Source organism: Chimaeribacter californicus, assembly GCF_002858675.1.
Lineage (GTDB): Bacteria > Pseudomonadota > Gammaproteobacteria > Enterobacterales > Enterobacteriaceae > Chimaeribacter > Chimaeribacter californicus.
The window spans coordinates 114,604-140,465 of sequence record NZ_PJZF01000012.1; the positions used below are offsets into that span (position 1 = coordinate 114,604).

Below are 25,862 nucleotides of genomic sequence, written 5' to 3' on the forward strand. Positions count from 1 at the left end.
GCAGTATGGTGTTGACAGGCAAGAAAAAAGTGATGCATACCCATGCCGGTTTTTATTGGAATTCCATTTCATAATGAAAGGCTTGGGGTGATTTTTTTGCTGCCAACCAAGAACAGGGAACGGCAGCCGGTGCAGTGAAGTATGGTCAGTAAAACAACAGGGCTGCAACCGGTTTCAGTAACCGGTTGCCGTTTTTAGCGGGTTCTGTGAGTCAGATCCAGAATTGTTCTGACGGTGTGACAGCCGCGATTTCAGGCGTTGCGCGGCGGCTCGCAAAATCCCCGCCGCCCTATTTCATTCTGCGGCCGGCGGGTTTGGCGGCCGGGCGGGCCTGATTGGCGCTATGCCGGGTCAGCGCCGGTTGGGTACGGCGCAAGGCCGTTTTTGCCGTCCGCTGTTCGGCCAGGGTTGCGGCCGGTACCAGGCACTCACGCCGTGGGCCGATCAGTTGTTTCAGCCCCATCTCTTCCAGGGCCTGCCGGATCAGCGGCCAGTTGGCCGGATCGTGGTAGCGCAGCAGCGCTTTGTGCAGGCGGCGCTGGCGATCGCCGCGCGGCACCGTGACATCGGCACTGTTATAGGCCACCTTCGTCAGCGGATTTTTGCCGCTGTGGTACATGGTGGTGGAGGTCGCCAGCGGCGACGGGTAGAAGTTCTGCACCTGATCCAGGCGGAAGCGCTGTTGCTTGAGCCAGCGCGCCAGATTCACCATGTCCAGATCGGTGGTGCCGGGGTGCGCCGCGATAAAATAGGGGATCAGGTACTGCTCTTTCCCCGCCTGCCGCGAGTAGGTATCGAACAGCTCTTTAAAGCGGTGATAGCTGCCCATGCCGGGTTTCAGCATCATCGCCAGCGGCCCCGCTTCGGTGTGTTCCGGGGCGATTTTCAGGTAGCCGCCGACATGGTGGGTCGCCAGTTCACGGATGTAGCGCGGATCCGCTACCGCCAGATCGTACCGTACCCCGGAGGCGATCAGCACTTTCCTGATGCCCGGCAGGGCGCGGGCGCGCCGGTAGAGATCGATGGTCGGCTGATGATCGGTGTTCATGTGTGCGCAGATTTCCGGGTAGAGACAGGAGGCGCGACGGCAGCTCTGCTCCGCTTTCGGTGAGCGGCAGCGCAGTTGGTACATGTTGGCGGTCGGTCCGCCGAGGTCGGAGATTACGCCCGTGAAGCCGGGCACGCTGTCACGAATGGTTTCGATCTCCTGCACGATGGAGTCTTCAGAGCGGCTCTGGATGATCCGCCCCTCATGTTCGGTGATCGAGCAGAAAGAGCAGCCGCCATAACAGCCGCGCATGATGTTGATCGAAAAGCGGATCATCTCATAGGCCGGGATGCGTGCGTTGCCATAGGCCGGGTGCGGCACCCGGCGGAACGGCAGCGCGAAGACGCTGTCCATCTCTTCGCTGCTCAGCGGCATTGCCGGGGGGTTGATCCAGACGTAGCGATCGCCATGTTTCTGCATCAGCGCCCGCGCGCAGCCGGGGTTGGTTTCATGGTGCAGAATGCGCGAGGCGTGGGCGTAGAGCACCTTGTCCGCTTTCACTTTTTCATACGAGGGCAGCAGCACATAGGTGTTTTCCCACGGCTTTGCCGGGGCAGCACGCACCGTTACCGGCTGGGCGGCGTCGTTGTTTTCCCCGCACCCTTCTGCCCCGCCATACGGGTGAGGTAACGGATCGATACGGCCGGGGGTGTCCAGCCGGGTGGAGTCCACCCCGCGCCAGCCCGGCGGCGGCTGGCGGCACATCACGGCGGTGTTGCGCACATCGGTCAGCGCGGTCACCGGCTCCCCGGCAGCCAGCCGGTGCGCCACCTCCAGCAGCGGCCGTTCGCCGTTGCCGTAAATCAGCAGATCGGCTTTGGCATCCACCAGCACCGAGCGGCGCACGCTGTCTGACCAGTAATCGTAATGCGCCACGCGGCGCAGGCTCGCTTCAATGCCGCCCAGCACCACCGGCACCTCCCGGTACGCCTCTTTGCAGCGCTGGCTGTAGACCAGCGTCGCGCGGTCGGGCCGTTTGCCGCCGAGGTTGCCGGGGGTGTAGGCGTCATCGTGGCGCAGTTTGCGGTCGGCGGTGTAGCGGTTGATCATCGAGTCCATGTTGCCGGCAGTGACGCCGAAAAACAGGTTCGGCCTGCCGAGCCGCATAACGTCGTTTTTGCTGTGCCAGTCCGGCTGCGCGATGATGCCGACGCGGAACCCCTGCGACTCCAGCAGCCGCCCGACAATCGCCATGCCGAAGCTCGGGTGGTCAACATAAGCGTCGCCGGTGATCAGGATAACGTCACAGCTGTCCCAGCCGAGCGCGTCCATCTCATCGCGACTCATCGGCAAAAAGGGCGCGGTGCCGAAGCATTCGGCCCAATAACGGGGATAAGAAAAAAGGTCGCGTTCAGGGCGCAGCAGACAGGTGGCAGGCATGGGCAACTCGCAGCAGGGGAAAAGGGGCGAAATTATAGGGAACGCGCCGCCGTCGCTGCGGCCTATTCGCCCTTTTCCTGGCCTGGATCAATAATTCTCTGCCGCCTGCCTACACCTTCTCAATCTGCACCCGGTTACTGTGCTGCGGGTTGCCCTTCGCCAGCGGGGACGGGCGCAGGCCGGTCAGGGTGTTGATGCAGCCGCCGTGGTCAATTTTGTCACCGGCCATGTTGGCCTGATGCCATGCGCCCTGCCCCATCGCGGTGACGCCCGGCATGATGCGCGGCGTGACTTTGGCCGGCAGCCGCACCTCGCCGCGTGCGTTAAATACCCGCACCAGATCGCCCTGCGCAATCTGCCGGGCGGCGGCGTCAAGCGGGTTGATCCAGACTTCCTGCCGCGCCGCCGCCTGCAACAGCGCAATATTGCCGTAGGTGGAGTGGGTGCGGGCCTTATAGTGGAAGCCGAACAGCTGCAACGGCCAGTCAGCGAACTGCGGATCGTCCCAGCCCTCAAACGCCGGGTGGTAGATGGGCAGCGCACTGATGACCTCATCCGGTTTCAGCGCCCAGGTGGCGGCGATCTCCGCCAGTGCCGCCGAATAGATCTCGATTTTGCCGGACGGGGTCTTCAGCGGGTTGGCAACCGGATCGTGGCGGAACGCCTGATACGCCACGTAGTGCCCGGCCGGGTCACGCCGCTTATAGATGCCCATCGCTTTCAGCGCATCGTAACCGGGCAGCAGCGGATCTTTTTCCTGCATCCTGCCATAGAGATAGCGTAACCAGTCGGCCTGGCTGCGCCCTTCGGTGAAGCGCTGCGCGACATCAGCGCCCAGCCGTTCGGCCACGCCGGTCAGGATCGCATAGATGCTGCGCCGTTCAAATTTGGGCGTGGTCGCCGGTTGGCCGAAAATCAGGTAGCCCATGTTCCCGGCGTAGTCGTTCGGCACAATGTCTTCCTGCTCGGTGGTCATCAGGTCGGGCAGCAGCAGGTCAGCATAGCGGGCGGAGGCGGTCATAAAGTTATCAATCACCACGATGGTTTCGCAGCGCTGGTCATCCTGCAAAATCTTATGGGTGCGGTTGATGTCCGAATGCTGGTTAATCAGCGTGTTACCGGCATAGTTCCAGATGAATTTGATCGGCACCGTGAGCGCAGGTTTGCCGCGCACGCCGTCGCGCAGCGCCGTCATCTCCGTACCGCGCTGGATGGCGTCCGTCCAGCCAAACACCGGGATGCTGGTTTTCACCGGGTTCTCCCCCACCGGCATCCGCTCAATGGTCATCGTGTAGGTGGATTCGCGCGCGCCGCTGTTGCCGCCGGGGATGCCGACGTTGCCGGTGAGAATAGGCAGCATGGCGATGGCGCGCGCCGTCAGTTCGCCGTTGGCCTGCCGCTGCGGCCCCCAGCCCTGCACAATGCAGGCAGGCTTGCTCTGGGCGATCTCACGCGCCAGCTGAATAATGCGCGCCTGCGGAATGCCGGTAATGCGCTCCGCCCACGCCGGGGTTTTGGCGGTGCCGTCCTCGCCCTGCCCGAGAATATAGGCTTTATAGTGGCTGTTGGCCGGTGCCTCCGGCGGCAGGGTCTTTTCGTCATAGCCGACGCAGTAACGGTCAAGGAACGCCTGATCGACCCGATCTTCGGTGATCAGCACATACGCCAGCCCGGCCACCAGCGCCGCATCGGTGCCGGGGCGGATCGGTATCCACTCATCTTCACGCCCGGCGGCGGTGTCGGTGTAACGCGGATCGATCACAATCATCCGCGCATTGCTGCGTTCACGCGCCTGTTGCAGATGGTAGGTGATACCGCCGCCGCTCATACGTGTTTCCGCCGGGTTGTTGCCGAACATCACCACCAGGGTGCTGTTGACGATGTCCGAGGTGCTGTTGCCCTCGTTGCTGCCGTAGGTGTAGGGCATGGCGGCGGCGATTTGGGCGGTGCTGTAAGTGCCGTAATGGCTGAGGAAGCCGCCATAGCAATTCATCAGGCGCGCCACCAGCGAGGCGTAAGGCGAGGAGCGGGTGATGTTGCCGCCGACAATGCCGGACGAGTAATTGATGTAGACCGCCTCGTTGCCGTACGTCTCCACCGTGTGCCTGAGCCGCTGCGCCAGGGTGTCCAGCGCCTCGTCCCAGCTGATGCGTTTGAATTTGCCCTCGCCGCGCTTGCCGACCCGCTTCATCGGATAGTTGAGGCGCGCCGGGTGGTTCATGCGCTGCCGGATGCTGCGCCCGCGCAGGCAGGCGCGTACCTGATGGTCGCCATAGCTGTCCTGGCCGGTGTTGTCGGTCTCAACCCAGACCACCTCGTCATCCTGCACATGCAGCCGCAGCGCGCAGCGGCTGCCGCAATTCACCGAGCACATGCTCCAGACCACCCGTTCATCGGGGATGCGGGCCGGCGGCGCAGCCTGCGCCTGGGCAAAGGGCAACGGCACGCCCCCGGCAGCAAAGGTCAGGGCGCTCAGGGCGCTGCCCTTGAGCAACGTGCGGCGGGTGACACCGCCGGGTGCGGCGTGTTCGTCGTGGTTCATCATGTTTCGCCTTCTGGTTATCAGCCTGTGGGCTGGAGTAACAAAAACGGCGCAACGCGATCTTGCTTTTTATCAAGCGGAGGGGGATCAGGCACAGGGAAATATCAAAACGGCAGGGCGGGATCGCACTGCCGCAGAGGGAAAATCAGACGGAGGGCTGTACCACCAGCTGGCCGGCGGAGCCGCGGTCGGCCATCTCCAGCGTCTGGCTGTGGTAAAGGAACGGGAAATGCTCAAACGACGGCTGGTTGAAGTAGACCAGCAGCTCGGCCTCGCCATCTACCCACACCGTGTCTTTGAACCCGGCGTCTTCCACCAGCGGCGGGCCGCCGTTGACGCTTTTCACCAGGAACGACACGCCCTGAATATGGAAAGATTGCGGCATGTCGGCGTGTACCGTCCAGCGCTCCCAGGTGCCCTGAAGCGCCTGCACGTCGATGCGGTTCATGTCCCAGATGGCGCCGTTGATCCCGGCCAGATTGTCGCCCAGCCGGAACTCCCGCGACCGCACCACGCTGCCTTCCAGCAGTTGATCGGCCAGCAGGCGCATCGGCAGGTTATCGGTGACCAGCGGCAGCAGGCCGGTGGGTTTGAGCGTCAGCACCAGCGTGGAGATCAGAATACTGGACGGCTCAAACAGCCCGCGCAGCCGGTCCATGATCCCGGCGGACTCCCCGGCGGTGATCGACACTTCATCACCCTGCGACATATCCACCAGAATCTCCCGGCGTTCGCCCGGGGCCAGCGACAGGCGCGACACCGCCACCGGCGCAGGCAGGAAGCCCTGATCGGCGGCCACCACGTGGAATTGCCGGTTGTCGCTCATTTGCAGCATAAAGCGGCGGGAGTTGGCGGCGTTGAGCAGGCGCAGGCGCACCCAGCCGCGTGACACCTCGACATACGGGCTTTCGACGCCGTTAACCAGCAGGTTATCCCCCAGGAAGCCGCCCTGTGCCGGGGCGTCATACTCCGGGGTGCCGAAGTTATCCAGCCGCTTGTCCTGAAGGATCACCGGAAAGTCATCCACCCCGTAGTGGCTGGGCAGCGGCAGGGCTTTGCTGACGCTGTCTTCCACCAGCCACAGCCCGGCCAGCCCGTTATAGACGTGCGGGGCCATGCGGTTCGGCGTGTTGGCGTGGTACCAGCAGGTGGCGGCGGGCTGGCGGATCGGCAACACCGGCGACCAGTCCACGCCCGGCGACATCATGCGCCCGGCGCCGCCGGTGAGCGTGCCCGGTACCTGCAAGCCGCTGATGGTCATCGCCACCGGCTCCGCCAGCCGGTTGCTGTAGATCAGTTTGACGTCATCACCGCTGAAGACGCGCACCGTCGGCCCGAGATACAGCCCATTGATGCCCCAGACGTTGGCCTTGGCCCCGCCGGTAAATGACCAGTGGGCGCGTTGCAGGGTTAAAAACAGCGGCTGCCCGCGGCGGGATTCCAGCAACGGCGGCACCGGCAGCGCCACCTGCGCGCCGCCGGTGCCCGCCTCTGCCCTCAGCGGTAGGGTACCGGCAGCCAGTGCCATACCCGATGCCTGTAAAAACTGACGCCGACTGAGTGACATATCTTCTCCATGAAAAGCAATATCAAGACTGTGTGCAAAACCCGGCCACAGGCCGGGTGAAAATGGCGCAGCGACGGGCTGCACGCAGGCCTGATCCCCAGGCCGGAAGGGCATAACAGTGGGCGGCGCGTGTGCCGCCGGGCTAGTTGCCTTTTTTGGCGGCGGCTTCGCGCTGGGCGACTTCCGCATCCAGTTCGGCAATTTTAGCCTGCATCTGTGCCCGGCAAAGCTCGGCCAGTTCACGAACGCGATCTTTGCCGTAACCGGTGGTCTCGATGGGCGGCAGCATTTCGATAATCACCAGCCCGTTTGACCAGCGGTTCAGGTTGATTTTACCGTGGGTATTGGAAACGCAAATCGGCACGATCGGCACACCGGCGGCAATCGCCGCATGGAACGCACCGGTCTTGAACGGCATCAGGCCGCGGCCGCGGCTGCGGGTGCCTTCCGGGAACATCCAGATGGAGATATCGCGTTTTTTAAACTGCTCCACCACCTGCGAGATGGTGCCGTGCGCTTTGGCGCGGTTGTCACGGTCAATCAGCAGGTTACCGGTCAGCCAGTAGAGCGGGCCAAAGAACGGCACCCATAACAGGCTCTTTTTACCCACGGTGACGGTACGCGGCTGCACCATGCTGGAGACGGTGACCATGTCGTAGTTATTCTGGTGGTTGGCAACATAGATGCAGTTGCCGTACTGCTCTGCGCCCGGCGGCAGGCGCTTCTCAACGGTGATCCCGAAGAGGGTGGACATCCGCCCGAACAGGTGGCCGAAACGGGCCACGTGGCGCGGATCACGCGGGCTGAAAAGACAAAAAATCGATCCGAAAATACAGACCAGCAGTGAATACACTACGGCCAAAATGGTACGCACAATCAACAACATAACAACCTCTTTAGCGTATATCCGGCCTCTGCCGCGCGGTGGCGGTCTGCACTGAGTGCCGGTCTCCTTGCTTCCTGATGAAACAGCGGGGTTTCTTTGTAGCGAAGAAGGTGCCCTGCTCACCCGATGTTCACTGATAACGCGTGCACCGGTGGCCGCCAAAACGTTCACCGGGGTGATACAACGGCTATATTAATGCATACAATGAATATTCACCGAAAAAAACGTCAGAGAAGAGAGGCTTGGCACTTTTTGTGCCGCCCTGCTCCCTCTGCCGCCCGGCGCAGAACGCATCACGCCCCGGCGCTGTCTGCTCCGGGGCGCGGGTCATGGCCGGCGGGAATTACGCCTCGCTGTTGCCGGGGCTTTCCGGCCGGGCCGGGGCATCCACATCCACCCGGTCAATCCGTTGCAGGCCGCGCGGCAGCAAGGTGCCTTTACGGCCCCGTTCTGCCCGGTACTTCTGCAAATCTTCCGGGCGCAGCGTCAGTTTGCGCTTACCGATGTAGAGCGTGAGCGACGTCTGCGGCGGCAGCACAAACAGCCAGGCGAGGCGATCTTCCCCGGCGGCGGCCTGCGCCGATGGAATAGAGACGATCTTATTGCCTTTGCCCTTGGAGAGCTGCGGCAGATCCGCCACCGGGAACATCAGCATCCGGCCTGCGGCGGTGATGGAGAGCAGCATGTCATCCTCGCCGTGGATCTCCAGCGGCGTCAGCGCTTTGGCGTTCTCCGGCAGGGTGATCATCGCCTTACCGGCGCGGTTACGTGCCACCAGATCGCTGAAGGTACAGACGAAGCCGTAACCGGCGTCCGAGGCCATCAGCAGTTTCTGCTCGTCCGGTGCCATCAGCACCTGCTCAATCACCGCACCCGGCGGCGGCGTCAGTTTGCCGGTCAGCGGCTCGCCCTGCCCGCGTGCCGACGGCAGCGTGGTGGGTTCCAGCGCATAACTGCGGCCGGTGGAATCGATGAACACCACCGGCTGATTGCTCTTGCCGCGCGCGGCAGCCAGGAAGCTGTCACCCGCTTTGTAGCTCAGGCCGGACGGGTCAATGTCATGGCCTTTGGCACTGCGCACCCAGCCCATCTGCGACAGCACAATGGTCACCGGCTCAGACGGCAGCATCTCTGTTTCGCTCATCGCTTTGGCTTCATCACGCTCATGCAGCGGCGAACGGCGGTCATCACCGTAGGCATCGGCATCGGTCTGGATCTCTTTGCGGATCAGCGTGTTCAGCTTGCGCTCAGAGGCCAGCAGCGCCTGAAGCTGATCGCGCTCTTTGGCCAGCTCATCCTGCTCACCGCGGATTTTCATCTCTTCCAGTTTGGCGAGATGGCGCAGCTTCAGCTCCAGAATCGCTTCTGCCTGGGTTTCACTCAGGCCGAAACGCTGCACCAGCACCGGTTTCGGCTCATCTTCACTGCGGATGATGTGAATCACCTCGTCGATATTCAGGAAGGCCGTCAACAAGCCTTCGAGAATATGCAGGCGCTTGAGCACCTTCTCCAGCCGGTGGTTCAGGCGCAGGCGCACGGTGTTGCGGCGGAACACCAGCCACTCGGTGAGGATCTCCACCAGCCCTTTCACCGTCGGGCGGCCATCCAGCCCGATCATGTTCATATTAACGCGGTAGCTTTTCTCCAGATCGGTGGTGGCAAACAGGTGGTTCATCACCTGATCCATATCCACCCGGTTGGAGCGCGGCACCACAACCAGCCGCGTCGGGTTTTCGTGGTCCGACTCGTCGCGCAGGTCTTCCACCATCGGCAGTTTTTTCGCCCGCATCTGGCTGGCGATCTGCTCGAGCACTTTGGCCCCGGAAACCTGGTGCGGCAGCGCGGTGATCACCACGTCGCCCTCTTCTTTCTTCCACACCGCCCGCATCCGCACCGAGCCGCGCCCGGTCTGGTAGAGTTTGCGCAGCTCGTCACGCGGGGTGATGATCTCTGCCTCGGTGGGGAAATCCGGCCCCTGTACGTGGGCCAGCAGCTCGTCGAGCTCAGTGTTGGGTTTGTCCAGCAGCAGCACCGCCGCTTTGGCCACTTCGCGCAGGTTATGCGGCGGAATGTCGGTGGCCATGCCGACGGCGATCCCGGTAGTGCCGTTAAGCAGGATGTTCGGCAGCCGTGCCGGCAGCATTTTCGGCTCGTCGAGCGTGCCGTCAAAGTTCGGCACCCAGTCCACGGTGCCCTGGCCCAGCTCGCGCAGCAGCACTTCGGCATATTTCGACAGGCGCGATTCGGTGTAACGCATCGCCGCGAAGGATTTCGGGTCATCCGGCGCGCCCCAGTTGCCCTGGCCGTCCACCAGCGGGTAACGGTAAGAGAACGGCTGCGCCATCAACACCATCGCCTCATAGCAGGCGCTGTCGCCATGTGGATGGTATTTACCCAGCACGTCGCCCACGGTACGGGCCGATTTCTTGAATTTCGCGCTGGCATTCAGCCCGAGTTCCGACATCGCATAGATGATCCGGCGTTGTACCGGCTTCAAACCGTCACCGATAAACGGCAGTGCCCGATCCATGATCACGTACATGGAGTAGTTCAGGTAGGCGTTCTCAGTAAACGTGTGCAGCGCAAGGCGCTCAGCACCGTCTTGAGTCATATCACTCATTAATCATTATTCCTCAGACCGTGTTGTCTCTTTATGCCGCAACCGGCAGACATTGCCAGCGATAGTACCTTATCAGGCCGTACGCTGTCACAGCGATGTCTGCGCGCTACGCGATGTTAAAAGGGTATGGAAACGCAGGATGGCGTGGCGGCCGGGCTGCGGCTGCCAGGGATTTGTATGGCGCTAATGATACCACAAAATCCCCCCCGCCCGCGGCTGCTGCACAGGCGGCGATTCCGGCGAAAAATGGGGGATTAGCATGCTGATTATTGCTGTTTAAGCAAAAGTTTTGTGACTCATCGCTCATTTTTCCCTGGCATTTTCACGCGTACACTCACTGAATCAGCTATTACGCTTACCAGACATCAACCGGAGAGATTCCATGAGCACTATCCTGATTTTGAATGCGGCAAAAGAGTTTGCCCACTCCAAAGGCGCACTGAACAACACCATGACGGACGTTGCCGCCGCTTTCCTGCGTGACAGCGGCCATGAGGTGCGCGTTGTGCATATCGACCAGGGCTATGACGTGGCCACCGAAGTGGAAAACTACCTGTGGGCCGACACCGTGATCTACCAGATGCCGGGCTGGTGGATGGGCGAGCCGTGGATCATGAAAAAATACATCGATGAAGTCTTTACCGAAGGCCACGGCAAGCTCTACGCCAGCGACGGCCGCACCCGCGCTGACGCCGCGAAAAAATATGGCTCCGGCGGCCTGCTGCAGGGCAAAACCTACATGCTGTCCCTGACCTGGAACGCCCCGTTGGAAGCGTTCACCGACAAAGAGCAGTTCTTCCACGGCGTCGGGGTGGACGGCCTCTACATGCACTTCCATAAAGCCAATGAGTTCCTTGGCATGGCCGGTCTGCCGACCTTTATCTGCAACGATGTGATCAAACAGCCGGACATCGACAACGATGTCGCCCGCTACCGTGCGCACCTGGATCACGTGTTCAACATCTGATCGCAGGCGGTGAAATCAGACGATGCCCGATGGCATCTTTTGACAGCAATGCCCACACTGTAAGCGTCAGTGTATGACGAAAGGGCCGCGACGGAGTGCTGCCCTTTCCCTCCCCATCCGCACGGATGCCGACGAGGTCACTCATGATTACTGTTATTGCTGAAATCAAGGTCAGGCCGGGGCGCCGGGATGCGGTGCTGCAACAGATTGAAGCGTTACTGCCTACCGTGCGCGCGGAGCAGGGTTGCGGCAGTTATGTGCCGATGATCGATTTCAACGGGCAGGTGCCGTGGCGTAAAACGGTGCCGGACTCCATCTTTATGCTGGAGGAGTGGGAGAGCCTGAACCACCTGGAACAGCATCAGCAGCAGGCGCATATGCACCACCATCGCGAAGCGATTAAGCAGGATGTGGAAGAGGTGGTGATCCACATTCTCGACAAACCCTGATGTTGCCCTGTTTTGCTAAGCACCCTTTTGTTAAGAAGCCGCATCACGCGGCTTTTTTATTCCCTTTTTTACCGCCCCTTCAGAGCAGCCCCTCGCCCATCTGTTCGCTGAGGTAATCCAGAAAACAGGTGATGCGCGCCACCAGTTGGGTGTTCCGGTAATACACGGCGTTAACCGGCTGGCTTTCCGGCTCGGTCAGTGCCGGCAACACCGGCACCAGCCGCCCCTGGCGGCAATCTTCACGCGTCATGAAATCCGCCAGTTGCACAATCCCTTCCCCCTGTAATGCCAGGTTGCGCAGCGTTTCGCCGCTGGAAGCAGAGAGCGCAGGCGTAATCATCAGCCGTGCGCCGTCAGCGGTACGGACTGGCCACTGGTTCAGGGACTCCGGCTGCGTAAAGCCGAGCAGGCTGTGGCTCGCCAGATCCTCCACCCGCTGCGGGGTGCCGTGGCGCGCCAGGTAACCGGGGCTGGCCAGCAGCCGTAACCGGCTGCACCCCAGCAGCCGCGCATGGATGGTGGAATCGCGCAGCGTGCCGATGCGGATCGCCACGTCGGTGCGCTTCTCCAGCAGATCGATTACCTGGTTGTCGGTGTTCAGCTCCAGCGTAATCTGCGGATAGCGGCGGCGAAAGCCCCCGACCAGCGGCACGATCACATGCTCCATAAAGGGCGCAGCGGCATTGACGCGCAACCGCCCGGCCGGGGTTTCGCGCCGCAGGGCGATCTGCTCCTCCGCCAGCTCCACTGACTCCACAATCTGGCGCGCATGGGTCAGAAACAGCGCGCCCTCCTCTGTCAGCTCCAGGCGGCGGGTGGTGCGGCGCAACAGGGTAATGTCGAGTTTGGTTTCCAGGCGGCTCAGCGCACGGCTGATGCCCGACGAGGTCTGGCCCAATTGTTCGGCGGCGGCGGTAATCGAGCCGCTGTCGGTCACGGCCACAAAGGCAGCGAGTTCATCAAGGGTGAGTTTCATCGGCAGGCCCTGCACAAAAGAAAACGGCCGCCACAGGGGCGGCCGGGAGAGGCATTATACGGCCAGTTCGGCCTTGTCACCTTTGTCCTGTAACCAGTTACGCCGGTCTTCGGAGCGCTTCTTCGCCAGCAGCATATCCATGATGGCCATGGTCTGGTCCACGTCCTCATCGCTGATGGTAAGCTGCACCAGGCGGCGGGTGTTCGGGTCAAGGGTGGTTTCACGCAGCTGCAACGGGTTCATCTCGCCCAGCCCTTTGAAACGCTGCACGTTCGGCTTGCCCTTCTTGCGCTTAAGCTGCTCCAGCACCCCGGCTTTCTCCTCTTCGTCCAGCGCATAGTAAACCTCTTTGCCGAGGTCGATGCGGTAGAGCGGCGGCATCGCCACGTAGACGTGGCCATCTTTCACCAGCGAGCGGAAGTGGCGCACGAACAGCGCGCACAGCAGCGTGGCGATGTGCAGGCCGTCGGAGTCCGCATCCGCCAGGATACAGATCTTGCCGTAACGCAGCTGGGTCAGGTCTTCGCTGTCCGGGTCCATGCCGATGGCGACAGAGATGTCATGCACCTCCTGCGACGCCAGCACTTCGTCAGAAGAGACTTCCCAGGTGTTCAGGATTTTGCCCTTCAGCGGCATGATCGCCTGGTATTCGCGATCGCGCGCCTGCTTGGCGGAGCCGCCTGCCGAATCCCCTTCCACCAGGAAGAGTTCGGTCATGCTGAGATCCTGTGAGGTGCAGTCCGCCAGTTTGCCGGGCAGCGCCGGGCCGCTGGTGAGCTTTTTACGCACCACTTTCTTGGCGGCGCGCATCCGGCGCTGGGCGCTGGAGATCGCCAGCTCCGCCAGCTGTTCCGCGGCCTGCACGTTCTGGTTCAGCCACAGGCTGAAGGCGTCTTTCACCACGCCGGAGACAAAGGCCGCGCACTGGCGCGATGAGAGGCGCTCTTTGGTCTGGCCGGCGAACTGCGGGTCCTGCATCTTCACCGACAGCACATGCGCGCAGCGATCCCAGATATCCTCGGCCGACAGCTTCACGCCGCGCGGCAGGATATTGCGGAACTCGCAGAACTCACGCATCGCGTCCAGCAGGCCCTGACGCAGCCCGTTGACGTGGGTGCCGCCCTGCATGGTCGGGATCAGGTTGACGTAGCTTTCCGTCAGCAGCTCACCGCCTTCCGGCAGCCAGAGCAGCGCCCAGTCCACCGCTTCGGTGTCCCCGGCGAACGAGCCGACAAACGGCTTTTCCGGCAGCGTAACCAGCCCGTTAACGGACTCCATCAGGTAGTCGGTCAGGCCATCTTCATAGCACCAGCGTTGCTCGGTGTTGTTAAGCTTGTCTTTGAAGACAATCTCCACTCCCGGGCAGAGCACCGCTTTGGCTTTCAGCAGGTGCGACAACCGGCTGACGGAGAAACGCGGGCTGTCAAAGAAGCTGACATCCGGCCAGAACTGGACGCGGGTGCCGGTGACGCGTTTCGGGCAGGTGCCGGTGACCACCAGATCCTGCACTTTATCGCCATTCTCAAACGCCATCTCATACACCTGGCCGCCGCGCTTGACGGTGACCTCGACGCGGGTCGAGAGGGCGTTGACCACCGAGATCCCCACGCCGTGCAGGCCGCCGGAGAACTGGTAGTTTTTGTTGGAGAACTTGCCGCCCGCATGCAGGCGGCAGAAGATCAGCTCCACCGCCGGAATACCCTCTTCCGGGTGGATGTCCACCGGCATGCCGCGGCCGTCGTCGATCACTTCCAGCGACTGGTCAGCATGGAGGATGACTTCGACCTTGCGGGCGTGGCCGGCCAGCGCCTCATCGACGCTGTTATCGATGACTTCCTGACCAAGGTGGTTGGGACGCGAGGTATCGGTGTACATGCCCGGGCGACGGCGCACCGGCTCAAGGCCGCTGAGTACCTCAATGGAATCTGCGTTATAACTTGATTGACTCATCTTTGATTACTATTCGTGGCCAGTTGTTGGTGGGCTGGCGGGAACCGGCGCGGCGGCCGGTCAACCGCCCGGTTCGCGGCGGGCTGTGACACAGGGCGTCAGTCAGACGCCAGCCCTAAAAAATCCACAATCGGAGAGTAGAAGCGTTCGAATCCGGTAAAGGTGTGGTTCCCGCCTGACTCTACCGTCTGGCGGCAGGCAGTATAATAGGCCACGGCCTGACGGTAATCGAGAATCTCATCTCCGGTCTGTTGCAGCAGCCAGAGTAAATCCGGCGACTCCAGAGGATCGACCTGCATGGTTTTCAGGTCGTAGACGTGGCGAGACTCTAACACATATTGTTGGCCGGTGTAGGGGTTCTGGTTCTGTCCTAAATAGTCGAGCAGCAGCTCAAAGGGGCGCACCGCCGGGTTGACCACCACCGCCGGCAGCGCAAAGCACTGCGACAGCCAGGTGGCGTAGTAACCGCCCAATGACGAGCCGACAATGCCGAGGTTTTCCCCGGCGCGCGCCATCACCAGGGATTCCAGCTGCTCTGCCACCGCATCCGGGAAAGGGGCCAGCTGCGGCACCACCATGTCGATATGCGGGTGGTGCACTGCCAGCCACGCCTTCAGGGCCGAGGCTTTGGCGGACTGGGGCGAACTGTTGAAACCGTGCAGGTAGAGTAAGGTGCTCATTAATAGCCGTCCGAATCCATGTCAGGGCAGAACTCATGGGTGTCGAGGCGGTGAACCTCCGTCTCCAGCCGGCCATCCGGGTAGAGATCGAGGTAGCGCCAGCCGGGTGCCGCGCTGTCGATGGTAAAACTGGTGCAGTGCGGTTTGAACTGCACACAGGTAGAGGGCGTGGCCAGCAGGCGGCGGCCGTGCCACGGCTCATCCATCTCCTGATGGATATGCCCGCACAACAGCGTGTTGACCTTCGGGTAGTGCACCAGCAGCGCCGCCAGTTCGTGGGCGTTGCGCAGGCTGTGCTGATCCAGCCAGTTACAGCCGGAAGGCAGCGGGTGGTGGTGCAGCATCAGCAGCGTGTAGCGCTCCGGGTAAGCCGACAGGCAGCGCGCCAGCCACGCCAGTTGGTAATCGCTAAGCTCACCATGCGGTACGCCAAACACCTGGGTATCAAGCAAAATCATCTGCCAATGGTCGCCCAGCAGCGCATGCTTGGAGGGCGCAATACCCGCCCCGGCCAGCGCGTCCACCATCGCCGGCTGGAAATCGTGGTTGCCCGGCAGCCACAGGCAGGGCGCCGGGAAACGCGTGATCCCGGCGGCAAAGTGACGGTACGCCGCCAGCGAATGATCCTGGGCCAGATCGCCGGTTGCCGCGATGATATCCACCGGCCGCTGCTGCGCGGCAATGGCATCGAGTACCGCGTGATAACTTCGCAGGGTATTCACGCCCAGCAAGGTCTCATGTTCACCGGCAAACAGATGCGTATCGGTTATTTGTAATATCCTGACCCTGGCGTCACCGGCCACAGGCAGCGTAAACAGGCTTTCCAAATGGTGTCCTTTGTTATCTCATCGTCTGTCTAACAAACCGGAACCGCCATCGCTCCATGCGCTAAACAGTAGCGCAACCAATCAGCAAGAAACTGGTTAATTTGATGCTTTTCATCGCGTTGATGCAACTTTTTATTCGGATAATCATAACGTGCTTTGAAGCGGTAGATCTGCTGGCTTGAACACACTTCAGCCACCATTGCATCATGGTAGAGCCGCACGGTCATGGCCGGCAGGCTCCAGTAGCTGACGGCCGGGGCCGTCTGCTGGATTGCCACCAAAGAGGTATAGCGTGTCGATTCTGCAATCGTCAAACGGTAGGTGGCGCCACTCACCTGATAACTTACCGTCTCCCCGACGGCATCGTTGCGCGGCAGCAACCGACGTAATTGGGCAAAATTGGTTTCGCACAGCCGCATCATCTCAGGAAAATCAGGGGTATAGCGCTTAATCATCTGTTGACCACTCTTTTCGTAACGATTCATGGTGCAGCGCCAGCCATTGCAGGGCAATGATTGAGGCCGCGTTATCAATAGCTCCTTCTTCTACCCAGCGACAGGCCTGCTCACGGCTGACCACATGTACCCGGATATCCTCGTGTTCATCCGCCAGCCCGTGCAGGCCCTCTGCCGTCGTGGCATCCACTTCACCGACCATCACCGATAACCGTTCGCTGGTGCCGCCGGGGCTGGCCAGGTAACTCAGCACCGGTTTGCAGCGGGCCACGGTCAGGCCGGCCTCTTCCACCGCCTCACGGCGGGCTACCTGCTCCGGGCTTTCACCCGGTTCAATAATCCCGGCCACCATCTCCAGCAGCCACGGGGTCTCGCTGGTTTCCAGCGCCGGGAAACGCAGCTGTTCGACCAGTACCACTTCATCACGCACCGGATCATAGGGCAACAGCACCGCCGCATGGCCGCGCTCAAACACTTCACGGCGCACTTCGCCGCTCATTTCGCCATTGAACAGACGGTGACGGAAACGATAGGCGGTGAGCGAAAAAAAACCACTATAAAGTGACTCACGTGCAATAATTTCTACATCATTTTTGGTGAAAGTGACCGGCGAAGCCTGATTGGATAAAGCCATGATGTTCCCTCTCTGGTGAGTATAACGGTACCCTTGACCTGTTTTAGGTCAATACCGTGAATGTTCATTAATTATACGCGGACATGATTGTGGTAGATTGACACTCTTCAAGGGTGATGGCACGTTAAGCCACCTCGCCAGTGTCTAATACTCTGATAGAATCGGCAAAATTTTAGCTCTCGACAGCACATACATAATAAGCACCAATGCTGCACAACAAGGAATGCAAATGAAGAAACTGCTCCCCTTTCTTATCGGACTGAGCCTGACGGGCCTGAGTTCCGTGAGCCAGGCTGAAAACCTGCTCCAGGTCTACCAGCAGGCGCGCGAAAGTAACCCAGATTTGCGCCAGTCTGCCGCCGTGCGCGATGCAGCCTTTGAGAAAATTAATGAAACGCGCAGTCCGTTGCTGCCGCAACTGGGGCTGGGTGTGGATTACACCTATACCAGCGGTTTTAAAGACGCCCGGGACACCGAGAGCAATGTCACCAGCGGTGCATTGCAGCTGACCCAGACGATTTTTGATATGTCCAAATGGCGGGCGCTGACGCTTCAGGAGAAGCAGGCCGGCATCCAGGACGTCACCTACCAGACGGCCCAGCAGAACCTGATCCTGAATACGGCGACCGCCTATTTCAACGTGCTGAGCGCCATTGACTCGCTTTCTTATACTGAAGCGCAGAAACAGGCGATTTACCGCCAGCTCGACCAGACCACCCAGCGCTTTAATGTCGGCCTGGTGGCGATCACCGACGTGCAGAACGCCCGCGCCCAATATGATAGCGTACTGGCCAGCGAAGTCACGGCCCGCAATGATCTCGACAACGCGCTGGAAGCCCTGCGCCAGGTCACCGGCCAGTACTACCCGGAGCTGGCGTCGCTGAACATCGACACCTTCTCCACCCAGCGCCCGCAGGCCGTGAACAGCCTGCTGAAAGAGGCGGAAAGCCGCAACCTGAACCTGCTCTCCGCCCGCCTGTCACAGGATCTGGCGCGTGAGCAGATCCGCTACTACCAGACCGGCCACATGCCGACGCTGGACCTGACCGCCTCCAGCGGCATCAGCAACAGCAAATACAGCGGCTCGCGCAACGTCAGTGATGACAGCGACGCCGGGCAGAACCAGGTCGGCCTGAGCTTCAGCCTGCCGCTCTACAGCGGCGGCGCGGTCACCTCGCAGGTGAAACAGGCGCAGTTCAATTTTGTCAGTGCCAGCGAGCAGCTTGAGAGCGCCCACCGCTCCGTGGTGCAGACGGTGCGTTCGTCCTTCAATAATATCTCCGCCTCTATCAGCAGCATCAACGCCTACAAACAGGCGGTGGTCTCGGCGCAAAGCTCCCTGGATGCGTCAGAAGCGGGTTATCAGGTCGGGACGCGTACCATTGTTGACGTGCTGGATGCCACCACCACGCTCTACAACGCCAAGCAGCAGCTCTCCAGCGCACGTTACAACTACCTGATTAACCAGCTGAATGTGAAATCTGCCCTCGGTACGCTGAACATCAGTGATTTGCAGATGCTGAACAACGCACTCGGCAAGCCGGTACCCACCACCCCGGAAGCGGTAGCCCCGGAAAATGCCCAGCAGGATGCGAACGCTGACGGCGGCGTGAAAGCGGAAAGCGGTGAAGCGGCTATGCAGGGCCAGTCCTCTGCCCGCCCGGCCAAAGCCGCCGCTCCACGCAGTAGCGCGGCCGGTAATCCGTTCCAGCACTAATCTCTGCCCTGCCGCAACGGCACCGCGCCCCGGCCGGTGCCGTTTTCTTTCCCCCCTCTCTATGTTTGGGCGTTGCTCCGCATTGCAATGGCCACTTGCTTTAAAAACACCCAGCTTTCACCTATCCTTACGCCCACTGGGAAGGGCTTTTCGCTCTTAAATTAAGGGGAGAAATAATGATGAAACGGACTCAACAGATTAACTTATCGGCGTTCCGCAAGTGCTGCCGGATGGCACCGCTGGCGCTGGCGGTGGGCGCGGCTTTTGCGCTGGCCGGCTGTGAACAGGCCGACGAAAAAGTGTCGATGTACCAAAATGCCGACGACTGCACCAACGCTAACCCGTCCAACGCCGCACAGTGCAAGGCCGCCTATACCGAGGCGCAGAAAGAGGCGGCGCGCACTGCACCGAAATATGCCAGCCGTGAGGATTGCGTAGCCGAATTTGGCGAAGGGCAATGCACCCAGACCCCGGCGCAGGCCGGGGCGGTGGCCCAGCCCCACGAGAGCGGCAGCTTCTGGATGCCGCTGATGGCCGGTTACATGATGGGCCGGATGATGGGCGGCGGCAGCTACGCGCAACAGCCGTTGTTCACCTCCCGCGCGCCCGGCAACCCGGCTAACGGCAAGTTTGTGGATGCCGCCGGCAGAAACTACGGTTCGGCCACGCCGGGCCGCACGGTGACGGTGCCGAAATCCGCGCTGGCACCGAAACCGGCCACCACCCGCACCATCACCCGCGGCGGGTTCGGTGAGACCGTGGCCAAACAGGCCACCGCACAACGCAGCAGCATGGGCTCCGGCTCACGCTCATTCGGGGGTTAGCCTGCATGAAACGACGTCCCCTGCCGGAGCGCCCGGACTGGCGTGAAAAAGCCGCCGAATTTGGTTTCCAGTTCCACACCATGTATGGCGAACCCTACTGGTGTGAGGATGCCTGTTACGAGTTCACGCTGGCCCAGGTGGAAGAAGTGGAGGCGGCCACCGCTGAGCTGCACCAGATGTGCCTGAAAGTGGTGGACAAGGTGGTCAGCAGCGATGCGCTGATGGACCGCTGCCGCATTCCCCGCCACTGCCGGGAGCTGGTGCGCACCGCCTGGCGCAGCGGCCAGCCGTCGCTCTATTCCCGGCTCGATCTCGCCTATGACGGCGTGAACCCGCCGAAACTGCTGGAGAATAACGCCGACACCCCTACCTCCCTGTACGAGGCGGCCTTCTTCCAGTGGCTCTGGCTGGAAGATCAGATCGCGGCCGGTCACCTGCCGCCGGAGGCGGATCAGTTCAACAGCTTGCAGGAGAAGCTGATTGCCCGCTTTGCCGATCTGAAAGCGCGCCACGGTTTCAGCCTGTTGCACCTCACCTGCTACCGTGACAGCGATGAGGATCGCGGTACGGTGCAATATTTGCAGGATTGCGCGCAGGAGGCCGGGCTGCCCACGGAATTCCTCTATATCGATGAGATCGGCCTGGGCGAAAAAGGGCAATTCACTGACTTGCAGGATCAGGTGATCGCCAACCTGTTCAAGCTCTACCCGTGGGAGTTTATGTTCCGCGAGATGTTCGCCACCAAGCTGGAAGATGCGGGCGTACGCTGGCTGGAACCGGCCTGGAAAAGCATTCTCTCTAACAAGGCGCTGCTGCCGCTGCTGTGGGAGATGTTCCCCAACCACCCGAACCTGCTGCCGGCGTACTTTGCGGATGAGGATCACCCGCCGCTGGAACACTATGTGGTCAAGCCGCTGTTCTCCCGCGAGGGCGCCAACATCAGCATCTTCAAACAGGGGCAACAGGTAGCCCACGTGGACGGCCCTTACGGCGAAGAGGGTATGGTCGTCCAGCAGTTCCACCCGCTTCCGAAATTTGGCGACAGCTATGTGGTCGTCGGCAGCTGGCTGGTGGACGATCAACCCTGCGGCATGGGGCTGCGTGAAGATCGTGAGCTGATCACCCAGGATCTCTCCCGCTTCTACCCGCACACCATTCTCGGCTGACCTTTTCTGCACCCCACCTCACAGCGCGCCCTCAGGCGCGTTTTTTTTGCCCGCTATCACAGCGGTTAATCGATTAATCTCTTATGCTGGCGGCGTCTGTTCTCCTCGGGCGGAGCAACCAGATATGAACCTGAAAACACGATTACCGCGCCAGCTTGACCTGGCGTCCGGGCAGTTTATTGCTGCCGATCATCACGAACACACCACTACCGCCGGGATGCTGGCCGGGCTGTATGCCGATCGGGACGCCTGGGCGGCCCTGCCGCCAGAGACGCCGATCTATACGGTGGCGATCCTGCCGGCCCCGCAACAGGAGGGTGAATTGCTGGCCGGTGTGACCCACCTCCACCCCGGCCGGGTCGGCCGGGAGTTCTATATGACCCGCGGCCACGTCCACCAGCGCCGCGAACAGGCGGAATACTATATTGGCCTGCAGGGCCACGGCCTGCTGCTGCTCCAGCAGGCGGGCGACTGCGTGCTGGAGCACGTGTTCCCCGGCAGCGTGCACTATATTCCGCCTTTTACCGCCCACCGGCTGATCAACACCGGCAGCAGCCTGCTCTCCGCGCTGGCGGTGTGGCCGGCCGTCGCCGGGCACGATTACCAGGCGTTGCAGGAACAGGGGTTTGGGGTGCGGGTGATGGCAGACGGCGATGGCTGGCGCGCGGAGGTACAGCATGCCTGACGCCCTTTCAATGGCCCATTACGGGCTGGATGTGCGTGTCTCCCACGCGCCGCTGGGCTTCGGCTACGGCGGCGATGTGATTGGCCCGCTGCCGGAGATCCGCATGCTGGATCAGATCCGCCCTTCCCTGCGCGACCCGCACTGTGACGGGCCGGAACAGGTGTACGCCATTGCGATGGACGTCGCCCGGCAGCCGCATCTGGCGGAGTTGCAGAAACGGATGCTGCTGTTCGGCATCGTCACCTACGCCGGTGGCCGCCTCGGCGAAGAACCGATACGCAGCCAGGGGCATATTCACCGCGTCAGCGCGCACAGCGGCTGGTCGCCGCCGGAGCTGTATGAGGTGTGGCAGGGCCGGGCGATTATCTACATGCAGGAGCGGGTGATGCACGATCCCGGCCGCTGTTTTGCGGTGTGTGCCGGGCCGGGCGATCGGGTGCTGGTGCCGCCGGGCTGGGCGCACGCCACCCTCTCTGCCGACCCGGCTACCCCGCTGACCTTCGCCGCCTGGTGTGACCGGGAGTACGGGTTTGAGTATCAGGCGGTGCGGGCACATCAGGGGTTGGCGTGGTACCCGCTGTTGCAGGGTAACCACATTGTCTGGCAGCAGAACCCGCGCTACCGGCCCGGCCGCTTGCAGGTGGTGTCGCCGCGCCGCTATACCGAATTCGGCCTGACGGAACAGCCGATCTACCGGCAGTTTGAGCAGTCGCCGTCACGCCTGCAATTTATCTCGCAACCGGCGCGCATGGCGGAAAAGTGGGCCCATTTCGAGCCGTGATCCGGTACGGCCCGGCGTCTGCCGGGCCACTGTTTCCTCTCTTGTAAGAGGTCAGGCAAACAGCCCGCCCGCCACCCCAACGGCGGCCAGCGCCAGCAGCCCCAGCATCGCCTTCACCGGCGACAGGCCGCGTTTGCTCATCAGATACCAGGTCACCAGCACCACCAGCAGCGGCAGCAGTTGCGGGAAAATGCCGTCCAGCATCTGTTGCAGGTGAATGCTCACCCCCTCTTTGGTTGACAGCGCCAGCCCGGTCGAGAGTTTCACGTAGCTGGCCGCCACCCCGCCCATCACAAACACCCCCAGCAGCGAGAGCGCCTCGCGCAGGCGTGCAGAGCGGCTGCTCACCAGCATCTCCACCGAACCGGAGCCGAGCCGGTAGCCTTTCATAAACAGCCACCAGGAACCGGGGATCACCATCCCGGCGTAGGCGATGATATAGAACAACGGCCCAATCACGCTGCCGCCGGCCGCCAACGCCATGCCGATGCTGAGCAAAATCGGGATCAGCATCCCCGGCAGCATGGAATCCCCGATGCCTGCCAGCGGCCCCATCAGCCCGACTTTCAGGGTGTTGATGGTCTCGCCGTCCACCGGCTCGCCGTTGGCGCGCTTCTCCTCCAGCCCGACCGCCATGCCGTTGACGATCGCCCCGAGTTGCGGCTCGGTGTTGTAGAACGAGGCGTGGCGGCGGATCGCCTCAATGCGTTGCGGCCCCGCCGGGTAGAGCTTGCGCAGTGCGGGCAGCATGCCGAGGCAGAAGCCGTAAGACTGGAGCCGTTCAAAGCTCATCGACGACAGGTTGTACATCATCCAGGCGCGCCAGCAGCGGCGCAGATCCTGTTTCGTCAGGGTCACAGGGGTCGTCTCCATCAGAACTCCTCCTCATCCGGTGCCGCGACAGTGGCCGGTTCCGGTTTGTAGCTGTAGTGGATCAGGGCCAGCAGCGCGCCGACAATCACCAGCGCCACCATATTCAGCTTCAAAAACACGATGCAGATGAACCCGACCAGAAAGTAGATCAACATACTGGCGTGCCGGATGATCTGCTTGAGCAGGATGGCAATCCCCACCGCCGGCAGAATGCCGCCCAGCACATTCATGGTGGTCAGCACCATCGTGGGCAGGGCGTCCATCACCCCGCTGATGTAGCGCGCACCAAAAAACACCGCGACAAACGAGGGCACAAAACGCAGCAGGAAATTGGTGGCCTGCGGCCCGATGGCGCTGTTGAGGTAGATGCCGCGCTCATCGCCCTGCTCCGCTGCCACGTCTGCCCGGTGGTTCCAGTAAGAGTTGAGCACCATCATCGCGTTAAACAGAAGGGTGCCGAGAATGCCGATAGTGGCCGCCAGCGCTACCGCCACCGCCGTGCCCTGGCCGGAGAGGATGCCGAGCGCGATCGCCGGCCAGGCGACAAAGTTCAGGTCAGCGGGCATCGAGCCGCCCGGCGTCACCATCGCGATATAGACCGCCTGCACCGCCACGCCGATCACGATCCCAGTCTGGATATCCCCGAGGATCGCTCCCACCACCATGCCGGAGACCAGCGGGCGGCTGAGAATATACCAGCCGCCGGTCAGCCCCAGCAGCCATGGGCTGCTCAGCGCCCCCAGATAGCAGAACACGCCGATAAGCGTTGCTTCAAACCACATCATGCCTCCTCGCCGTCAGGCTGACGGCTTCACCTTTTTTTGCGCATCCTGCCAGCTGAAACAGCCGGCATCCGGTACCAGCCGAAACTCAATCGCGTAACCGCACGTCGCCAGAAAATCGAAGGCGTCACGCTCCATGGCGGTCACCGACTGGTTGGGGCCGATGGTGACGGTCTCCGCCCGCGCCGACATCGGCCCGACGTTGATCCGCTGGTAGCGGTTGTGCAGGTCAATGCCCGCCTCTGCCAGTTGCCGCAGCGTCACCGGGGATTTACCGATCACAAAATAGTGCTTGCCGCTGGCGAGCACTTTCGGCAGCTTTTCAATCGCCTGCGCCACGGTGAACAGCCAGACCGGGATGTCCTGAATCGCCCCTTTCATCACCGAGGCCAGCAGCGCATCGGCGGCCACCTCATCATCAATTGCGATGATGCCGTCGCAGGGCAGCTCCTTCGCCCAGCGGGTCACCAGTTGCCCGTGGATCACACGGTCATCAATACGTACAAACGAAAGCGCCATTCTTTTCTCCTCAGAACATGTCGGGTTGCGGGGCGGTGGCCGGGCGGAAAGCGGTAATGCCCTCCCGCGCCTGCGCGATCAGCCGGCGCGCCGCCTGGTGCACATCCGGCTCCTCCAGCAGTTCGGCGCTCATCAGCACCATCGGCAGGTTAACCCCGGCCACCACCGCCACCGGGGCTGGGTGGCCCGGCGTCATCGCAAAGCGGCTGGCCAGGTTGCAGGGCGTGCCGCTCTGGAGATCGCACAGCACCAGCACCCCACTGCTGTGGTACACGGCGTCCGTGAGTTCAGCGTTAAACGCCTGCTGAAAGGCGGTGATACCGCCGTTTTCCTCCAGCGAGATGCTGCGGGTGCGCGGCAGCTCGCCCCAGATCATGCGGGCGCTGGTCAGCAGGGCATCGGCCAGGGGGCCGTGGGTGGCGACAATCACGGTCAGCATACGGTTTCCTCCTCACGCACCCAGGCTTTCAGGGTGCCCAGGCGTTGGCCCAGGCTGCGGCCGCTGGGCCGGATGCGGTAGGCACCCACGGCGGCCGGGATGATAAAGGTCTCCGCGAAATGCACGACGAAGGGGGCAAAGTGGCCGGAGGGGCTTTCCACCACCGCCTCCTCCCCTTCAATCAGGTTCAGGACGTTGACGCGCCCTTCGGTGTGGTGCAGCACCGGCACGCTGAACCAGTGGCGGCGGGTTTCAATAAACTGGCCCGGGTGCAGGCCGGTGCGTTCCTCCTGCCAGCCCGGCCCGGCGGCCACCGGCTCCACGCGGTTCACCAGCTCGCGCGTGACCCAGGCGGTGTCGCGCTGCCAGTCAATCACCTCACGGCCATGGTGCAGGTGCAGCGGTCGCGGGCGGCCATCCAGCCCCAGCCGCCCCCAGTCCCATAATTTGAAGGTGAAAATGTAAGGCGTGGCGCTGATCTCCAGCACCACGCTGCCCGCCCCGGCGCAATGCACCGTCCCCGCTGGGATCAGGAAATGATCGTGGCGGCGCGCCGGCAGGTGGTTGATGAAGCGGCGATCGTCAAAGTCATTCCCCCCCTGCCCGGCCTGCGCCAGCGCGGCGGTCATCTCGTCGGGTTGGGTGCCGGTTTTCACCCCGAGGCAGACGCTGGCTTCCGGTTCTGCCGCCAGGATGTAATAGCTCTCATCCTGCGTGTAGGTCATGCCGAACTGCTGCCGGATATAGGGGGGCGTGGGGTGAACCTGAAGGCTGAGGTTCTGGCCGCCGACGGTGTCCAGCAGGTCAAAACGGATCGGGAATTCCGCGCCGAAGCGCGCATACACTGCCTCACCCAGCAATGCCTGCGGGTAAAGCAGCACCAGATCCAACGCGGGGATCTCGATCCGGACGTCGCCAAAACGCATCAGCAGGCTGTTTTCCTCGGGCACGCAGTCAAAACACCATGCGTAGTTGGCTGCCGCCGGATCGAGATCAAACTGGTGTTTCATCCATTGCCCGCCCCAGACGCCGGGGTCGAAGAACGGCACCACGCGGAACGGCTGGCGGGCCACTTGCCGCAACCCGGCGTGGAAC

23 protein-coding genes are annotated in these 25,862 nt (G+C 62.0%); 7 read left to right on the plus strand and 16 right to left on the minus strand.

Annotated features, from left to right (window positions below; genetic code table 11):
* Positions 1–289 precede the first annotated feature (289 nt).
* The 5 genes from CYR55_RS14425 to parC all read right to left on the minus strand — a co-directional run bounded on the left by CYR55_RS14425 (position 290) and on the right by parC (position 10,043).
* Positions 290–2,428, minus strand: a complete 2,139-nt coding sequence (locus tag CYR55_RS14425) for a YgiQ family radical SAM protein (RefSeq protein ID WP_101816949.1) — start codon at positions 2,426–2,428, stop codon at positions 290–292.
* 109 nt (positions 2,429–2,537) lie between these two features.
* Positions 2,538–4,970, minus strand: coding sequence for a DmsA/YnfE/YnfF family dimethyl sulfoxide reductase (locus CYR55_RS14430; protein ID WP_101816951.1), 2,433 nt, complete (start codon positions 4,968–4,970; stop codon positions 2,538–2,540).
* Positions 4,971–5,115: 145 nt separating this feature from the next.
* On the minus strand, positions 5,116–6,537 hold the full coding sequence (gene ftsP, locus CYR55_RS14435) for a cell division protein FtsP (RefSeq protein WP_101816953.1): 1,422 nt from the start codon (positions 6,535–6,537) through the stop codon (positions 5,116–5,118).
* Positions 6,538–6,679: 142 nt separating this feature from the next.
* Positions 6,680–7,423, minus strand: a complete 744-nt coding sequence (locus tag CYR55_RS14440) for a 1-acylglycerol-3-phosphate O-acyltransferase (RefSeq protein ID WP_101816955.1) — start codon at positions 7,421–7,423, stop codon at positions 6,680–6,682.
* Between the two features lie 343 nt (positions 7,424–7,766).
* The gene (gene parC / locus CYR55_RS14445; protein ID WP_101816957.1) at positions 7,767–10,043 is read right to left on the minus strand and encodes a DNA topoisomerase IV subunit A; all 2,277 of its coding nucleotides are present in this window, start codon (positions 10,041–10,043) and stop codon (positions 7,767–7,769) included.
* Positions 10,044–10,425: 382 nt separating this feature from the next.
* Between parC and CYR55_RS14450 the strand changes: the two genes are divergently transcribed.
* Together CYR55_RS14450 and CYR55_RS14455 are read left to right on the plus strand one after the other, a co-directional pair.
* Positions 10,426–11,010 (plus strand): NAD(P)H-dependent oxidoreductase, encoded by a 585-nt coding sequence (locus CYR55_RS14450; protein WP_101816959.1) that lies wholly within the window; start codon positions 10,426–10,428, stop codon positions 11,008–11,010.
* A gap of 143 nt (positions 11,011–11,153) precedes the next feature.
* Positions 11,154–11,459, plus strand: coding sequence for a putative quinol monooxygenase (locus tag CYR55_RS14455; protein WP_101816961.1), 306 nt, complete (start codon positions 11,154–11,156; stop codon positions 11,457–11,459).
* Positions 11,460–11,538: 79 nt separating this feature from the next.
* Here the strand turns inward: CYR55_RS14455 and CYR55_RS14460 are convergent, their stop codons facing one another.
* The 6 genes from CYR55_RS14460 to nudF form a co-directional block, all read right to left on the minus strand.
* The gene (locus CYR55_RS14460; protein ID WP_101816963.1) at positions 11,539–12,435 is read right to left on the minus strand and encodes a LysR substrate-binding domain-containing protein; all 897 of its coding nucleotides are present in this window, start codon (positions 12,433–12,435) and stop codon (positions 11,539–11,541) included.
* A gap of 54 nt (positions 12,436–12,489) precedes the next feature.
* Complete coding sequence (gene parE, locus CYR55_RS14465) at positions 12,490–14,385, minus strand: DNA topoisomerase IV subunit B (protein ID WP_101816964.1); 1,896 nt, start codon at positions 14,383–14,385, stop codon at positions 12,490–12,492.
* Positions 14,386–14,483: 98 nt separating this feature from the next.
* Positions 14,484–15,065, minus strand: a complete 582-nt coding sequence (gene yqiA / locus CYR55_RS14470) for an esterase YqiA (RefSeq protein ID WP_101816966.1) — start codon at positions 15,063–15,065, stop codon at positions 14,484–14,486.
* A complete protein-coding gene (gene cpdA, locus CYR55_RS14475; protein WP_101816968.1) occupies positions 15,065–15,892 on the minus strand; it encodes a 3',5'-cyclic-AMP phosphodiesterase in 828 nt (275 codons plus the stop codon). The genes yqiA and cpdA overlap by 1 nt, the downstream gene beginning before the upstream one ends.
* 29 nt (positions 15,893–15,921) lie before the next feature.
* Positions 15,922–16,344 carry a DUF1249 family protein gene (locus tag CYR55_RS14480; protein ID WP_072927397.1) on the minus strand — a complete coding sequence of 141 codons (423 nt, stop codon included), beginning with the start codon at positions 16,342–16,344 and terminating at the stop codon, positions 15,922–15,924.
* Positions 16,340–16,981 carry an ADP-ribose diphosphatase gene (nudF, locus tag CYR55_RS14485; RefSeq protein ID WP_101816970.1) on the minus strand — a complete coding sequence of 214 codons (642 nt, stop codon included), beginning with the start codon at positions 16,979–16,981 and terminating at the stop codon, positions 16,340–16,342. The genes CYR55_RS14480 and nudF overlap by 5 nt, the downstream gene beginning before the upstream one ends.
* A 229-nt stretch (positions 16,982–17,210) precedes the next feature.
* Here nudF and tolC point away from each other — a divergent pair, with 229 nt between their 5' ends.
* From tolC to CYR55_RS14510, 5 genes are all read left to right on the plus strand, one after another.
* Complete coding sequence (gene tolC, locus CYR55_RS14490) at positions 17,211–18,698, plus strand: outer membrane channel protein TolC (protein WP_101816972.1); 1,488 nt, start codon at positions 17,211–17,213, stop codon at positions 18,696–18,698.
* Positions 18,699–18,877: 179 nt separating this feature from the next.
* Complete coding sequence (locus CYR55_RS14495) at positions 18,878–19,522, plus strand: DUF1190 family protein (protein WP_101817011.1); 645 nt, start codon at positions 18,878–18,880, stop codon at positions 19,520–19,522.
* A gap of 5 nt (positions 19,523–19,527) precedes the next feature.
* Complete coding sequence (locus tag CYR55_RS14500; protein WP_101816974.1) at positions 19,528–20,688, plus strand: glutathionylspermidine synthase family protein; 1,161 nt, start codon at positions 19,528–19,530, stop codon at positions 20,686–20,688.
* A 124-nt stretch (positions 20,689–20,812) separates the two neighbouring features.
* Entirely contained in the window at positions 20,813–21,373 is a 561-nt protein-coding gene (locus CYR55_RS14505; RefSeq protein WP_101816976.1) for a glucose-6-phosphate isomerase family protein, read from the plus strand.
* 10 nt (positions 21,374–21,383) lie between these two features.
* Complete coding sequence (locus CYR55_RS14510) at positions 21,384–22,154, plus strand: glucose-6-phosphate isomerase family protein (protein WP_175580808.1); 771 nt, start codon at positions 21,384–21,386, stop codon at positions 22,152–22,154.
* Between the two features lie 51 nt (positions 22,155–22,205).
* Here the strand turns inward: CYR55_RS14510 and CYR55_RS14515 are convergent, their stop codons facing one another.
* From CYR55_RS14515 to CYR55_RS14535, 5 genes are all read right to left on the minus strand, one after another.
* A complete protein-coding gene (locus tag CYR55_RS14515) occupies positions 22,206–23,027 on the minus strand; it encodes a PTS system mannose/fructose/sorbose family transporter subunit IID (protein WP_101816981.1) in 822 nt (273 codons plus the stop codon).
* Positions 23,027–23,809, minus strand: a complete 783-nt coding sequence (locus CYR55_RS14520; protein ID WP_101816984.1) for a PTS mannose/fructose/sorbose/N-acetylgalactosamine transporter subunit IIC — start codon at positions 23,807–23,809, stop codon at positions 23,027–23,029. Before CYR55_RS14520 ends, CYR55_RS14515 begins: the two co-directional genes overlap by 1 nt.
* Before the next feature lie 15 nt (positions 23,810–23,824).
* Positions 23,825–24,328 (minus strand): PTS sugar transporter subunit IIB, encoded by a 504-nt coding sequence (locus CYR55_RS14525; RefSeq protein ID WP_101816986.1) that lies wholly within the window; start codon positions 24,326–24,328, stop codon positions 23,825–23,827.
* 10 nt (positions 24,329–24,338) lie between these two features.
* A complete protein-coding gene (locus CYR55_RS14530; protein WP_101816989.1) occupies positions 24,339–24,767 on the minus strand; it encodes a PTS sugar transporter subunit IIA in 429 nt (142 codons plus the stop codon).
* The coding region (locus tag CYR55_RS14535; RefSeq protein ID WP_175580806.1) for a class I mannose-6-phosphate isomerase at positions 24,761–25,862 on the minus strand (1,102 nt) is incomplete at its 5' end. The genes CYR55_RS14535 and CYR55_RS14530, both read right to left, overlap by 7 nt.

Excerpts from the sequence above, each read along its gene's own strand:
- nudF (WP_101816970.1), bottom strand. The coding sequence starts at position 16,981 with ATGGCTTTATCCAATCAGGCTTCGCCGGTCACTTTCACCAAAAATGAT.
- CYR55_RS14440 (WP_101816955.1), bottom strand. The coding sequence starts at position 7,423 with ATGTTGTTGATTGTGCGTACCATTTTGGCCGTAGTGTATTCACTGCTG.
- CYR55_RS14505 (WP_101816976.1), top strand. The coding sequence starts at position 20,813 with ATGAACCTGAAAACACGATTACCGCGCCAGCTTGACCTGGCGTCCGGG.
- yqiA (WP_101816966.1), bottom strand. The coding sequence starts at position 15,065 with ATGAGCACCTTACTCTACCTGCACGGTTTCAACAGTTCGCCCCAGTCC.
- ftsP (WP_101816953.1), bottom strand. The coding sequence starts at position 6,537 with ATGTCACTCAGTCGGCGTCAGTTTTTACAGGCATCGGGTATGGCACTG.
- CYR55_RS14520 (WP_101816984.1), bottom strand. The coding sequence starts at position 23,809 with ATGTGGTTTGAAGCAACGCTTATCGGCGTGTTCTGCTATCTGGGGGCG.
- CYR55_RS14425 (WP_101816949.1), bottom strand. The coding sequence starts at position 2,428 with ATGCCTGCCACCTGTCTGCTGCGCCCTGAACGCGACCTTTTTTCTTAT.
- parE (WP_101816964.1), bottom strand. The coding sequence starts at position 14,385 with ATGAGTCAATCAAGTTATAACGCAGATTCCATTGAGGTACTCAGCGGC.
- CYR55_RS14500 (WP_101816974.1), top strand. The coding sequence starts at position 19,528 with ATGAAACGACGTCCCCTGCCGGAGCGCCCGGACTGGCGTGAAAAAGCC.
- CYR55_RS14450 (WP_101816959.1), top strand. The coding sequence starts at position 10,426 with ATGAGCACTATCCTGATTTTGAATGCGGCAAAAGAGTTTGCCCACTCC.
- CYR55_RS14525 (WP_101816986.1), bottom strand. The coding sequence starts at position 24,328 with ATGGCGCTTTCGTTTGTACGTATTGATGACCGTGTGATCCACGGGCAA.
- CYR55_RS14495 (WP_101817011.1), top strand. The coding sequence starts at position 18,878 with ATGAAACGGACTCAACAGATTAACTTATCGGCGTTCCGCAAGTGCTGC.
- CYR55_RS14460 (WP_101816963.1), bottom strand. The coding sequence starts at position 12,435 with ATGAAACTCACCCTTGATGAACTCGCTGCCTTTGTGGCCGTGACCGAC.
- CYR55_RS14530 (WP_101816989.1), bottom strand. The coding sequence starts at position 24,767 with ATGCTGACCGTGATTGTCGCCACCCACGGCCCCCTGGCCGATGCCCTG.
- CYR55_RS14515 (WP_101816981.1), bottom strand. The coding sequence starts at position 23,027 with ATGGAGACGACCCCTGTGACCCTGACGAAACAGGATCTGCGCCGCTGC.
- CYR55_RS14510 (WP_175580808.1), top strand. The coding sequence starts at position 21,384 with ATGGCCCATTACGGGCTGGATGTGCGTGTCTCCCACGCGCCGCTGGGC.
- parC (WP_101816957.1), bottom strand. The coding sequence starts at position 10,043 with ATGAGTGATATGACTCAAGACGGTGCTGAGCGCCTTGCGCTGCACACG.
- CYR55_RS14455 (WP_101816961.1), top strand. The coding sequence starts at position 11,154 with ATGATTACTGTTATTGCTGAAATCAAGGTCAGGCCGGGGCGCCGGGAT.
- CYR55_RS14430 (WP_101816951.1), bottom strand. The coding sequence starts at position 4,970 with ATGAACCACGACGAACACGCCGCACCCGGCGGTGTCACCCGCCGCACG.
- tolC (WP_101816972.1), top strand. The coding sequence starts at position 17,211 with ATGAAGAAACTGCTCCCCTTTCTTATCGGACTGAGCCTGACGGGCCTG.